Source organism: Bartonella sp. AA9NXGY (assembly GCF_042196845.1).
GTDB lineage: Bacteria > Pseudomonadota > Alphaproteobacteria > Rhizobiales > Rhizobiaceae > Bartonella.
The window spans coordinates 1-13,603 of sequence record NZ_JBHIRB010000006.1; the positions used below are offsets into that span (position 1 = coordinate 1).

A 13,603-nucleotide genomic window follows, 5' to 3' on the forward strand; every position below is an offset into this window, starting at 1 on the left:
TTGTGCTTGCTGATCCAAGTGTTCTTGGGCGCCTTTGATAGTAATCTTTCCCCCAGAGTGAATGGTAATATCCGCTTTTTTCTGATCTCCCAGTGCTTTCTCTCCTGACGTTTCCTCTGCCTTACCGGCTATGAGCGTCGAGGCGACAACTTCCGTGTTATTTCCTGAGTCAATGGCAATGCCTTCACCCCCTGTTATGCTCGACCCCACAACTTGGCGCACATCCATCTTGTTATGCTCAGATTTGCTGCTACTAAATGCTCCACCGTCTTTATGGTACGACATCTCATACTGTAAGCTATCCTCTGCATTATTGATGAGAATATCGTTGCTGGCTTTCAGCCCCACCTTGCCATCAGCCGCAATGGAACTACCTGTAATGCTAAGATCATGCGGTTTGCCATCCTGCCCTGCAACAACAGTGGTGTCACCTCCCGATTTTATCGAAGAGCCAACGGCATGAGAGGCTTGCATATCCACTTTCGTGTTTTTGGTGCGAAGATGATACTCCATTTCATCGTTTCTTACCCCTATTGTTACCTCCCCTTTCGCGCCAAGAGCAACATTGCCCTTGGCATCTATATCGGAAGCAGCCATATGGATATCTTTTCCAGAGAGAACAGTGGTCTCTTTTCCAGAACTTAGATGAGAGCCATTGTGCACCGCGACATGAGATGTTTGATCCCCGCGATGGCTATTGGCACTGTTGCGTGTGGCATCAATCGAAACATTCCTCTCAGCTTGCAAGAGAAGTTTATCCTTTGTTTGAACATCAGAGCCTAAAATATTCAAATCTTTTCCAAAGACATAAGTGAGATTGATGTACTTTGAAAAATATTTATTTAAAAAAAATGTGTGAATACACAACAACAAGTATATTCCGTTTAGGGCGTTCTGTTTTGCATGAGGAGTATGATCCCATTAAAAATGAAGAGATTAAGAGGAATAAAATAGAGAGATAATAAAATAAAGGCCCCGTTAAACGAGGCCTTAGTATTTTTTGTGCTGATAATTTCATTTTTACGAAATTAGAATTTGTAAGCGACACCTACACGGAAGTCATTGGTTTTGTAGTTGAATTCACGTGTATCGTTGGCGAATTTCTTTTTACCAAAATCGGAGTAACGGTATTCAGCACGTAAAAGAACGTTGTCTGTCATTGCAAAGTCAACTCCACCACCAATAGTGAAACCAAGCATTGTCTTCGTGTCATCAGCCCAAGTGCCACCAGTCAAATCTATGGCTTGCTTAGCCCCTGCCTCTGGCACTTTTCCATCCCCGCCAGCTTTCTGCTCAACTTTAGCTCTCTCTCCTTTTCCTGCAACGGATTGAATGCCCTGCACCTGCGCATAGGCAATACCACCAGCAACATAAGGCATAATACGGTCAACAGCAGCAAAACCGATACGGACACGTGTCGCACCAGACCATTTTTCTTTGTAACTGTGCGTTTCTGTTACCTTGTCACCGTTTTCAAACCGTTGCTGACCTTTTAATTCAACCTTAGCTTTTTCAAGGGCATCATTAAAATTTGCTGCATCTTTTTCAGTAAGGGTCAATTCACGGGCTTTTTTTGATTCTTCACGGTCTGCCCAAACTGCATCGGTTTCAACACCGAGAACGAGACCATTTCCGAGGTCTACGTTAGATCCGGCATAAATGCCACCCATGAAACCAGAAGGACTAGGTGTGTTATCTTTTTTGAAAAGTTCTTTGTCTGCTCCTGGAATAGTTACTTTAGTTTTACTCGAAAAGTTGCCAACTTGACCACCAAGATAAAAACCTGTCCAAGAAAACGAAGGGGCTGCTGCAATAACTGCTGGTGCAACTTCATGAGGGATCACCACGTCAGCAGCTTGTGCTGCAGAAGATGAAATTAAAGCAGCAACAGAAGCTGCTATTAAAGATTTTGTATTCATAATTTTGCTCCTAAATTAACTATAAAATGACCTTACAAGATTATAGATAGAAAAGCTGTAGTAAAAATGTCACAACCATACAAATAAACACCCAGAAAACCAGTGGTTTGATCAAAGTCAAGATCTCTTAAAAATTTAATTTTTTATTAATACTTTTTATTCATAATTGTACTTTTGATGAAATTAGAACTTGTAAGCGACATCTACATGAAAGTCATTGCTTCTGTAGCCTAGTTTAAGGTAATCCTTTTTAAATTCCTTCTTACCAAAGTCTGAGTAACGGTATTCCGTACGAAGCAGAATATAATTTGTCATCGCGAAATCTATATCACCACCAAGAGTGAAATCCACCATCGTTTTTGTTTTATCAAATACCGTAGCAGAAAATGCTTTACTTGGGTTATCATTTGCCGATTTTTTTGTTCCTGAAATTTTACCAACACCCTGTATTTACGCATAAGCAATACTATCGGCAACATAAGGCATAATACGATCAGCGACGGAAAAACCAACACGAACCCGTGTTGCACCAAACCTTTTTTCTTTGAAACCAATGCGATAAACTGCTGTGTAACCCTTTTGAAACTTTTCATTTTCATCCAATGTAACACCAGCATCTTCAAATTCATCATTAAAATCATCAATCGTAAGAATCTTTGAGACCGTCTTCGTCTCTCCTCGGTCTGCCCAGACTGCATCGGTTTCAACACCTAGAATGAGGACATTTTCAAGATCTATGTTGGAACCTAAAATAAATACCACCTATGAAACCGGAAGACTTAGGTAGTGCATCTTTATCTAAAGTTTTTTCTTTTGTCTCTAAATCAAATACATCAACTTTGACTTGAAAAGTTGCCAACTTAACTACCAAGATAAAAACCTGTCTAAGAAAACGAAAGAGCTATGATAACTGTTGGAGCTGTTTTACGAGGAATGACAATATCAGCAGCTTGTGCCGCAGAAGCTGTAGTCATAGCGATAACAAAAGTTGTTACTAAAGATTTTGTATTCGTAAACTTTGCGCCTCATTTATTTAGAGGATAATGCTACAAGATTACATAAAGAAAAGCTGTCGTAAAAAATAATACAGTCATAGAAAATGGAGGATGCGCTCAAAACAAAATCGCTGCATGACTTTACAACGCTATTAACTTCACTCCGTACGAGAATTCGTAAGTTAACTTATCGATTTTGAATGTAATTCTTGTCTGTCGTTTATGAAAATATTTTTATATCTCCAATAAATATGGAGTGAGTAATAATATAACAACAGAAAATAATAGAGGCCCTGTCTTTGACAGAGCCTCTTGGAAGTTTATTTCGTTGTTTACGAAATTAGAATTTGTAAGCAACACCTACACGGAAATCATTGGTTTTGTATTGAAGTTCAGCTGTGTCTTTAAAGTATTTCTTTTTACCGTAGTCTGAATAACGGTATTCTGCACGCAACAAAACGTTGTCTGTCATTGCGAAGTCAACACCAGCACCAAGGGTGAAACCAACGAGGGTCTTTTTTTCATCATATACGTTACCAGAAGCAATAACCTTATTAGCATCATCACCAGCATCACTAGCTTTTTTCACTTCAATTGCTGAAATGCCCTGAATCTGCGTATAAGCAACACCACCAGCGATATAAGGCATGATACGATCAGTAGCAAAACCAATGCGAACGCGTGTAGCACCAGACCACTTTTCTTTCATAGTAACACTTTCGGTGTATTTATCGAATTTTTTAACTTGTAAACCATCTTTCAGTGGGATCTTAGCTTCTGTAAGGATGTTATTAATACCTTCAACAGTTTTAGTAACTGCTGTTCCAACATCCCATGTACCGTAATCAACTGTGTCTTTTTTACCAATAAAAGAGACATCTGTATCCAAGCCGAAGATCACACCATTGCCGAGATCAACATTGTAACCTGTGTATAGGCCACCGAGCATACCGGAAAGCTTAAGATCGTGCCAACCTAAAGTGCTAGAACCTTTGTCAGATTTCATTGAACGACCACCAATCTGAGCACCAAGATAAAAACCTGTCCAAGAATAGGCAGGGGCTGCTGCGATGACTGCTGGGGCTGTTTCACGAGGGATAACAACATCAGCAGCTTGTGCTGCAGAAGCTGCTGCTATAGCGATAACAGAAGTTGTTACTAAAGATTTTATATTCATAAACTTTGCTCCTAATTTATTTATGAGCACAGTGCTACAAGATTACAGAAAGAAAAGCTGTAGTAAAAATGATACAGTTACAGAAAATGGAGGGCTTATCCCAGAAAAAAATGCTTCATAGCTTGATTTTGTACGAGAAACCGTAAGCTGTATAATGTAATAACTTATTGATTTTAAATATAATTATTGTTTATTGCTTATGCAATAATATTTTTTTAAAAAACCTGAAGAATATCTTTTCATATCCACAATAAATTATGTGTTGTGTAATAATATAGCAACAGAAAATAACAGAGGCTCTGTCAAAGACGGAGCCTCTTCGTTATTTAACTTACCATCTGTTAAAATTTGTAAGCAACACCTACACGGAAATCATTGGTTTTGTAAGAAGTCTCATATTTATCATTTGAGAATTTCTTTTTACCAAAATCTGAGTAACGATATTCCGCACGTACAATAATATTATTGGTCATTGCTAAATCAACACCAGCACCAAGGGTGTAACCAACAAGGGTCTTTGTTTCATCAGACAGAGTACCAGAAGCGATTACTTTGTCTGAATCTTTATCTGTTATTGAAATCAACGCACTATCTTGAAGCTGTGTATAAGCGATACCACCAGCAACATAAGGCATAATGCGTTCAGCTGCAAAACCAATACGCACGCGCGTTGCACCAGCCCACTTTTCTTTAAAAGTGAAACTGTGGGTTCGTTTAGCGCCAGGTTTAAGCGCATCTTTACCAATATTAATTGCAGCATCTTTTAATACCTTGTTAATATAATTGATGTGTTCTGGGGCAATGACATATGTTTTTCCTGTCTTCGTGTCATCTTTATTAGACCACATGATATCTGTATCAACACCTAGAATAAGGCCATTACCAAGATCAACGTTGGAACCTGCGTAAAGACCACCCATGAAACCAGAGAGTTTAGGCAAAAGGTCATCAGGCACTGGAATCTTTTTTCCGTTACTGAGAATATCCATTTTCGTTTTACCCGAAAAACCACCAATCTGGCCCCCAACATAAAAACCTGTCCAAGAAAAAGTTGGAGCAACAATAACGGGAGCAACAGGTGTTGGTCTTGGGGGAACAATAACATCTGCTGCTTGTGCTGCTGAAGCTGAAACAAAAGCGAAAGCAGAAGCTGTTATTAACCATTTCATATTCATATTTTCTCTCCATAGCTGAATATTTATTTGAACACACCGTTTCATATAGAGCACCATCTTCAGATATCTGTAGCAAAAATGATACACTTATAAAAAAAACAAAAAGCCAATCAAAGTACCCTTAATTGCTTGATCTGTAATAAATGAGAATAAAACTATGCCCATGCACAAATGGTCTCTTTTCCTCACGTTTTCTCTCCTTTATCATTTTGATAAAAAAACTGCGCCACAGTACCCTCCGTGTAAAGCGTGTGCTATTGACATAAAAATATAATATATTGATTTACAATGAAAAAATATCTTTTATATTAATTCGTCTGCAATATTGACGATGCTCTTATCTTAAGCCTTTTTATATTAAAGAAACCAAAACCATCCCTCTGCACCTCACAAACAAGCAAGTGTGTGAATAAATAAAACTATTTAAAAGCTAAAATGCTTCCTATTAATACTCTCAATATTGTAATAGTGAAGACCGTTACAATATTGAGGGCAGCTAAATCTAACTGTTCCATTTAAATTCATACAAACAACGTTTTTAGCTTCATCCTTCGCATAACCAAATGTGAATAGCACTTTGATTATTTTTTCATCATTGTAAAGAACGCTTGTAGCGCACATGAACAAGATCTCCACTACCCTATGGACTGCAACAAGATTACATGCAATTTCATCACGCTTGCTCTTTGTTTTTATTTAGGCATTTATTCCTTTTTGACATATTTACCATTTTTTTCTTCTCTCAACCTTATAGTAAAGTCTTTTTCAGAGATTCAGCCTTATTTGTAGGCTATCATTTCATACTCCTTTACAAGACGAAATTGAAAAAAATACCTAAAGACAGACAACCGGTATGATAAACATTAAAACTTATATAGAAATCTCCTTAAAGCTGAAAAAATGAGAAATCTTTCTGAAAGTTTTCAAACCACCCCTTGCTTTAAAAATCATGAATTTGGCAGAAAAAATATCCCTCTTTTTCAACTTCAAAGCATATATTATACTTCTTGATGTTGTTTTTTCACTTTTTAAAAACTCATTGGACCTCGTGCAAATAGGTTTGGCCGTCCTTTTTTCCCTGGTCTTCTTTTAGGATAATGATCTCTTTTTTTACCAGAATGTAACACAGGTACTAACTTAGCTGCTGTTATGCTTTCGCTGTTATTTGTGCAAGAAAGTTCTATCTGAAAAACTTCAGATAATAACTTGCGAAGCTGTTCACCAGTAAAAAAACCTATTGGAGGAACAGCCGAAGATGCTCTCTGTATAAGGTTTTGAGACGCTAAAAAACTTGCACCTTGAGCCATAGAGATTGAAGCAAAAGTAGCAAAAGCTGTAATAAAATATTTTATGTTCATAAATTTAACCTCATCAAATATTCATAATGGATTTTATCTAGTGCGTTCATTGCAAATTTCCAGAAAAAATAGCATGTTTATAGATAAAAAGTGAGAATCCTTAAAAATAAAGCTTTGGAGCATTTTAATTTTAAAATAAAAGAAAGTTGCCCTGCTCTGCCAACATAGAAATTACTTATTGAGTAATAAATAAAGGCACGAAGTATCGTCTGAAAATAATAAACTATACGAACTTCATATAATATACTGATTTATAATGATAATATAGCGTTATCCATATTGACTGAGAATCCTAAATACCATAAGATTCTCTTATTCCAAATCTTTTTCATGTTGAATCAATCAAAACCATTTGTTTGCACGTTACAAGTTGGAAGAGCTGTGTGGATAAAAACACTAAAAAGACTAAAAATGTCTCTTATGAACCGTCTCAAGTGCTAAGGACTTACACAACATTGGGAATTGGCACAGTTGTGTGGATGGTAGCGGCTTGTTACTCCATAAGCATAAAGATGGTAGTGTTCAATAGATTTTATATTGGTATTGGAAGCTTTATTGTTATATCTTTTATGAGCACCACCGTAAAATGAACTTGGGTGTCGGTTTCTTTACAAAAAGCACATGAATTAGCAACACAAATATATTCCGTTTAGGGAGTTCTGTTTTACACGAAGAACGTAAATCCATTAAAAACATGAGGCAATGCGTAATCTCTATTATTTAACAGACATTGCTTTAAATACTTTTAAAAGTCGTAAAGCAGAATTAAAAATGATGGTAAAGATGAGATTTGGTTTTTACATTTACACATTCATATTCTCCCCCAATTAGGCTGTATACCGGTTTCAGAGATTTAAGTCTTCCAACCTACCGTATGTTTCCAGCCTCTCCTCAAAATTGCTTTGTTTCAAATAAAAGCTGTTACAAAAATAAAAAATATGAATTCGCAAAAGTACCTTTATTGCCTAAACTTCAAATGAAATAGCACTTAAGAATTTATTATAATTCTTATCAGAAAAGATGAGAGGATAAAATGCCCATAATGTACAAGCATTTTGTCCTCTCACATCAATAATTAACTCCATTTAAAAGCCAATTTTAAAGTTAGCTATGCGCAAAAATATCAACTTCCGCCCATCCTAAAAGATCAAGCCTAGCTCTCATAGGCAAAAATTGAAAGCATGCCTTGGCAACATTTTCTCGCTCTTCACGTCTTAAACGTTCTTCAAATATAACCTTTAAACGATGCAAATATAACACATCCGACGCAGCATATTCAATTTGTGCCTGTGATAACGTTTCTGCCGCCCAATCCGAAGATTGTTGCTGTTTAGAAATATTCACATTCAGCAATTCATTACAAATTTCTTTCAAGCCATGACGATCCGTATAAGTGCGCGTGAGTTTCGAAGCAATCTTTGTACAAAAAATAGCCTCTGGCATAACACCAAATGTATGTGCTAAAATAGCAAGATCAAAACGCCCAAAATGGAATATTTTTACGACTGCTTTATCTTCAAGAAGCTTGACCAAATTAGGTGCATTCTTTTGTCCTTTAGCAATCTGTATAATATCGGCAGTACCATCTCCAGAAGAAAGCTGAACAACGCATAAACGATCACGATAGGGTTGTAATCCTAAAGTCTCGGTATCAATCGCAATGGCATCAGTTTTATAATTGTCTAAGTTTGGTAAATCACCTTGATGAACGCGAATCTCAGCCATTTACCCTCCTACTTGCTAAAGCAGCAAGAATACGCGCCCAAGACCGCTGCCCCTTATGAAACGATTTTAAATTATATTTTTCATTAGGAGAATGAATACGGTCATCAGCCAGTCCAAAACCAACCAAAAGAGTTTCCATACCAAGAATTGACCGAAAATCTGCTACAATTGGGATCGAGCCCCCCATGGCTGTCAAAACAGCAGGCACTTCCCACTCTTGTGATAAAGCATCCTTCGCCTCCTTGATAAAAGATGAATCATCAGAAATCTGAAGTGCCGGAGAAGAACCGTGATTCTTAAATTCAACCTTACAATCAGCAGGAATTGAGCTACGTACATAATCACGCAACGCTTGGCGTATTTTCTCTGGATCTTGCTTATGCACCAAACGACACGATACTTTTGCACTCGCTTGAGAAGCAATAACCGTTTTCATCCCTTCCCCTTCATAGCCGCCACTAATACCATTAATTTCCATGGTAGGACGTGCCCATACAAGCTCTAAAATGCTCCGCCCTTTTTCACCAGCTGGAACGGAAAGTCCTATAGGACCAAGAAAATTTTCAGCAGTACAATTAAGTGCATTCCATGATTGTAAAATTTGTGGAGGTGTTTCTTCTACGCCATCATAAAAACCAGGAAGTGTTGCCCTATTATTTTCATCGTGAAGTCCTGCTAAGATTTTCGTTAAAATACGAATGGGGTTAGCTGCTACTCCTCCAAAATAACCAGAATGTAAATCACGATTCGCTGCTGTGATAATAATCTCTTCTGCCATAATTCCCCGAAGAGAAAGAGCAATAGATGGTGTATCCGCATCCCACATTGACGTGTCACAAACCAATGCATAATCTGCCTTAAGTTCATCTGTATTTGCTTTTAAAAAAGGAATAAGGGAAGGAGAAGCACATTCTTCTTCTCCCTCAAATAAAACAGTAACTTTAATAGGAAGCTGCCCTGTTTCTTTCTTAAATGCACGACATGCTTCAATAAAAGTCATCAACTGACCTTTGTCATCTGAAGCTCCACGAGCACAAATAACTTTCTCTCCATCTCTCTCTTTTAAAGAAGGTGTAAATGGATCATCCTCCCATAAACTCAATGGATCAACAGGTTGAACATCATAATGTCCGTAAAACAGCACATGCAAACAATCATCTGAAGGTCCAGGATGATGCCCAACAACCATTGGATGCCCCGGCGTATCACGGCGTGAAGCCTCAAAACCGATGCTTTTTAAATCCTCCACTAACCAATCAGCTGCTTTACGACATGCATCCTTGTAAGCCGAGTCTGTAGAAATCGATTGAAAACGTAAAAGAGAAAAAAGGCGTTCAAGGCTCTTCTCTATATTTCCATCAAGATGTGTTAGTACTTTATTCAGCATAAAAAAAACCTTTCAAGCCTTGTGTAATTATATTATAGATGCGATGACTTTAAGCCTCTTGTAAGATTTTGCAAGACACCTTATTCATTTTTGACATTGTGAGCAGTAAAAACTTGAACGTCCAGCCTGTAAAATGCGCATAATAGGCGCTCCACATTCCAAACATTGCTTGCCTTCTCGTCCATAAACTGAAAAAGCATGCTGAAAATAACCAAGCGAACCATCTATATGCATATAATCACGTAAAGAAGAGCCACCAGACAAAATGGCTTCAGAAATCACATTGCGTATATTTTGTGCTAAAGAATCTGCAAATTCACGTGCACGTGCCGTTTTTGATGCTAATGTAAATGCACCACGTTGTGGAGACAAACGACTCCGCCAAAGTGCTTCACAAACATAAATATTCCCAAGACCTGCAACAATAGACTGATCAAGTAAAACACCCTTGAGAGACATTTTTTTATTAACAAAAGCCTTTTGTAAATAACGACCAGAAAACGAATTACTTATAGGTTCAAGACCTAGCTTATTTAAAAGTGGATGTTCATAAAGCTTATCCGTATCGACTAAAAGCATAAACCCAAAGCGACGCACATCATTATAAATAAGACGATAAACGTCACCATTCTTTGTCTGAATATCCATGACAAAATGATCATGCTTAACCAATTTACTTGTCGTTGAAAAAACTGTTCTTAAAAGATCATTCTCTATACGCCATGAACCAGACATTCCTAAATGGCTTAAAATCGTTTCATTCTGAGAAAGATGAAATAATAAATATTTTGCACGCCGACCAAGTTCTATAATTGTTCTGCCAATAAGGCGCTCAGAAAAAGCCTCAGGAAAAGGAAAGCGCAAATCTCTACGATTAAGTTTGACAGATACTATCTTTGCATCAGTTACAACGGACTCAAGTCCACGACGAACTGTCTCTACTTCAGGAAGCTCAGGCATTACTCTTCTTTAATAATTATACACTTTCCAATCGTATCTCTGATAAATTGACTTCTTCCCACCCCCCTCAAAGAACGAAGACTTCCTCTACATCTACTAAACAAATTCTTGATGAGTGGATTTTACTTGGATTCCTACTCATGTGAATCATTTAACTAAAGGCTTTATGGACAAACCCTGCCTTGAATATATACCACACACTCTAAAATACTTAACGTATCAATGAGGCTTACATCCCACCCCACCTCAAATGACCGTGTTTTATGGTAACAAAATTAAGCCCATTCACCCTTACGAAATACAGGAACTCTTACACCATCTTGGGTAATGCCATCTATGTCAATTTCGCCAGAACCAATCATCCAGTCAATATGAATGACACTTTTATTCCCACCACGTGCTGCAATCTCTTCTGACGTCAATGATGCCCCATCTAAAAAGCATTTGGAATAACACTGACCTAAAGCAATATGACATGCAGCATTTTCATCAAATAAGGTATTATAAAAAAGGAGGCCACTCTTAGAAATTGGTGAAGAATGGGGCACAAGGGCAACTTCGCCCAACCGGCTTGCACCCTCATCACTTTGCAAAACCTGCTGTAAAACTTCTTGGCCTGTTGATGCACGAGCCTCAACAATACGCCCTGCGTCAAAACGTACTTCAATATTATCAACCAGAGTTCCTTGATAGGAAAGGGGCTTTGTTGAGCGAACGAAACCTTCAACCTTATGAGCATGAGGAGTCGTGAAAACTTCTTCTGTCGGAATATTCGGATTGCAAATAACACCATTTTGAGCAACAGATGCACCGCCATGCCATTCATGATCATCTGCCAAACCAACCGTCAAATCAGTTCCTGGCCCTGTAAAGTGTAAGGCAGAAAAACGCTGCTCATTAAGCCAAGATGATCGTTTCTTCAAATGTGCATTATGGACAGTCCACGCCTGTACCGGATCTTCTTCTGTAACACGTGAAGCAGAAAAAATTGCATCAGCTAATTTTTTAATCGCCTCATTAAGCGATAAAGAAGGAAACATCGCCTCAGCCCACCCTGCTGTTGGATAAGCAACAATCGACCAATTCATAGCAAAATTTGATATTTGCTTGAGTGCCGGCTGATAAGCTATTGAAGTGGCTTTATTTAAACGTGAAACCTTATCAAAATCCTGATTGGAAAGGAGCAAAGGATTATCACCAACAATCGCTAAACGCGCTGCCCCATTTTCAAAAGCCTTCGCCATTCCCTCATAAAGCCAAGAAGGGGCACAATCAAAACTAGCTGTATGAGCATTTTCAAACCGTGTAAGCGATAACATATCATCACTAAAAATTGGTGTAATGACACCAGCACCAACCTTATAAGCATGATATGCAATACGCCGAACAAAAGGTAACGCTGAAACTGGAGCAGTCAAAACAAGATCCTGCCCTTCTTGTAAATTCAACCCCACTTTCACTGTAATTTCTGCAAGACGATTAAGCATTTCAGGCGAAATTGTCTCATGAATATCAAAGTACATTACCAATACCCTTCTCTAAATAAAATGCGTTCTTTATGTCGTCATATTATAAATTGTTTTTCAGATCCTTTGAGTTCACTTTCTCTACGTATACTTATGCATATCATTATCGCTAAAATTCACTTAATTCATAAACCGCAATGGGTGTATAACCCTTCTTTGGTCATGAAAAACTTACCAGTTTCTGTGTCGTTTTTCTAACATTGCAACAATTGCATTTAACTGATCGGATGAAGGTAAAGCCATAATCGTTTTATTTTCCTCTTTCCTAGCTAGATGTTGAGGTGCATAGGCAGGGATAGGAACTTTATCAAGCTGTACCATAGCAAAAGGCGCTGGATGTGACGTCTTGGATTGTGCTACTTCTGTCGAATGAGATGTACTTTTCTCTGCCTTTACGCCCCTACTCTCTAAGCCTTCATCTATAAAGCTTGGCGCATGACCAGAACGTTCTTGAGCAAAAGCATAAGCAACATCATAAGGGCGATTATTTGTAGGAACTTGAAGTGCCCCATCACGTGATCGTTTTTCATAAAAAGCATTTCCCCCTGCAACCTGAACATAATGCATGTTTTTATACGGAAAAGACAAACCAGCGGTATGAAAAAACTTAGCGTGTTTAACTTTCTTATCTCGTTCACCCCGTAAAACGGCATCAGCTGCCTCTCTTACACGAGCAACAGATGCTTTCTCCGTCATAGGACGCGTTAAAACACCAGGAGCAAATTGCCTATATTGACCAACAACACCACAAATCGTCTTAGGATAGGCGGTTGAATTAACACGATTCATAACAACCGTCCCAACGGCAATCATTCCTTCACGGCTTGTGCGATTTGATTCAAAATACATCGCTCGCATAAGACATTGACGCTCTGTCAATGGATACGTAACCGTTTTTGTCTTATTATTATTTATTTTTCCAGTATCTAAATGATTTGAAGCACACCCCACAACAACTAACGGCGCTACACAACAGGTAACAAATACATTCCAACGATTTTTTTTCATCTTATGCAACACATTCCTATAATCTCTGAGCTATTCAAGTCTTGAAATGAGCTTTAAATGTATCTCTCAATAAAGTACATAGCTAATTGTTACCACTCAGTAAAATTTTAATACAAGAGGTAATCAAAAAGTATCTATGCAAAATAAAAAATAAAAAACTCTTAATTTACAGATCGATATTGTTATTCTTCATGGCTCAATATAGGCTATAATAACCCACACGTTTCAATTACAATAAAGTAACACTATCCACTTCTTCTACATACGAAAAAATAATACAGATATCCCCTTTAATATAAAATTTTAACAAAATGATCTGAAAGGAAATTCCCCTAGAAAACTCCCCTCCTGCCACAATACGAGTGATGATATC

At 37.8% G+C, this 13,603-nt stretch carries 9 protein-coding genes and 2 pseudogenes; all 11 read right to left on the bottom strand.

Translation table 11 applies throughout. The features are described 5' to 3' along the window. Positions 1 to 813, bottom strand: a pseudogene (locus ACFIM6_RS04210) (hemagglutinin repeat-containing protein); the annotation flags it as partial. 215 nt (positions 814 to 1,028) lie between these two features. Beyond that, positions 1,029 to 1,919, bottom strand: a complete 891-nt coding sequence (locus ACFIM6_RS04215) for an outer membrane protein (protein ID WP_375611782.1) — start codon at positions 1,917 to 1,919, stop codon at positions 1,029 to 1,031. 183 nt (positions 1,920 to 2,102) lie between these two features. Further along, positions 2,103 to 2,893, bottom strand: a pseudogene (locus ACFIM6_RS04220) (outer membrane protein). A gap of 361 nt (positions 2,894 to 3,254) precedes the next feature. Then, positions 3,255 to 4,091, bottom strand: a complete 837-nt coding sequence (locus tag ACFIM6_RS04225; RefSeq protein WP_375611783.1) for an outer membrane protein — start codon at positions 4,089 to 4,091, stop codon at positions 3,255 to 3,257. A gap of 341 nt (positions 4,092 to 4,432) precedes the next feature. Continuing rightward, positions 4,433 to 5,266, bottom strand: coding sequence for an outer membrane protein (locus ACFIM6_RS04230; RefSeq protein WP_375611784.1), 834 nt, complete (start codon positions 5,264 to 5,266; stop codon positions 4,433 to 4,435). Positions 5,267 to 6,294: 1,028 nt separating this feature from the next. Then, the gene (locus ACFIM6_RS04235) at positions 6,295 to 6,624 is read right to left on the bottom strand and encodes a hypothetical protein (protein WP_375611785.1); all 330 of its coding nucleotides are present in this window, start codon (positions 6,622 to 6,624) and stop codon (positions 6,295 to 6,297) included. A gap of 1,104 nt (positions 6,625 to 7,728) precedes the next feature. Then, complete coding sequence (locus ACFIM6_RS04240; RefSeq protein ID WP_375611786.1) at positions 7,729 to 8,349, bottom strand: ribonuclease D; 621 nt, start codon at positions 8,347 to 8,349, stop codon at positions 7,729 to 7,731. Next, the gene (locus tag ACFIM6_RS04245) at positions 8,342 to 9,736 is read right to left on the bottom strand and encodes a M20/M25/M40 family metallo-hydrolase (protein WP_375611787.1); all 1,395 of its coding nucleotides are present in this window, start codon (positions 9,734 to 9,736) and stop codon (positions 8,342 to 8,344) included. The genes ACFIM6_RS04240 and ACFIM6_RS04245 overlap by 8 nt, the downstream gene beginning before the upstream one ends. 84 nt (positions 9,737 to 9,820) lie before the next feature. After that, complete coding sequence (gene mutM / locus ACFIM6_RS04250; protein ID WP_375611788.1) at positions 9,821 to 10,696, bottom strand: bifunctional DNA-formamidopyrimidine glycosylase/DNA-(apurinic or apyrimidinic site) lyase; 876 nt, start codon at positions 10,694 to 10,696, stop codon at positions 9,821 to 9,823. A gap of 275 nt (positions 10,697 to 10,971) precedes the next feature. Next, positions 10,972 to 12,219: an aminopeptidase gene (locus ACFIM6_RS04255; protein WP_375611789.1), complete on the bottom strand. Its 1,248-nt coding sequence runs from the start codon at positions 12,217 to 12,219 to the stop codon at positions 10,972 to 10,974. A 174-nt stretch (positions 12,220 to 12,393) separates the two neighbouring features. Next, a complete protein-coding gene (locus ACFIM6_RS04260) occupies positions 12,394 to 13,230 on the bottom strand; it encodes a cell wall hydrolase (protein WP_375611790.1) in 837 nt (278 codons plus the stop codon). Between the last annotated feature and the right edge of the window lie 373 nt (positions 13,231 to 13,603).

Coding starts and splice junctions, on each gene's coding strand:
- ACFIM6_RS04235 (WP_375611785.1), bottom strand. CDS start 6,624: ATGAACATAAAATATTTTATTACAGCTTTTGCTACTTTTGCTTCAATC.
- ACFIM6_RS04225 (WP_375611783.1), bottom strand. CDS start 4,091: ATGAATATAAAATCTTTAGTAACAACTTCTGTTATCGCTATAGCAGCA.
- mutM (WP_375611788.1), bottom strand. CDS start 10,696: ATGCCTGAGCTTCCTGAAGTAGAGACAGTTCGTCGTGGACTTGAGTCC.
- ACFIM6_RS04255 (WP_375611789.1), bottom strand. CDS start 12,219: ATGTACTTTGATATTCATGAGACAATTTCGCCTGAAATGCTTAATCGT.
- ACFIM6_RS04240 (WP_375611786.1), bottom strand. CDS start 8,349: ATGGCTGAGATTCGCGTTCATCAAGGTGATTTACCAAACTTAGACAAT.
- ACFIM6_RS04260 (WP_375611790.1), bottom strand. CDS start 13,230: ATGAAAAAAAATCGTTGGAATGTATTTGTTACCTGTTGTGTAGCGCCG.
- ACFIM6_RS04215 (WP_375611782.1), bottom strand. CDS start 1,919: ATGAATACAAAATCTTTAATAGCAGCTTCTGTTGCTGCTTTAATTTCA.
- ACFIM6_RS04245 (WP_375611787.1), bottom strand. CDS start 9,736: ATGCTGAATAAAGTACTAACACATCTTGATGGAAATATAGAGAAGAGC.
- ACFIM6_RS04230 (WP_375611784.1), bottom strand. CDS start 5,266: ATGAATATGAAATGGTTAATAACAGCTTCTGCTTTCGCTTTTGTTTCA.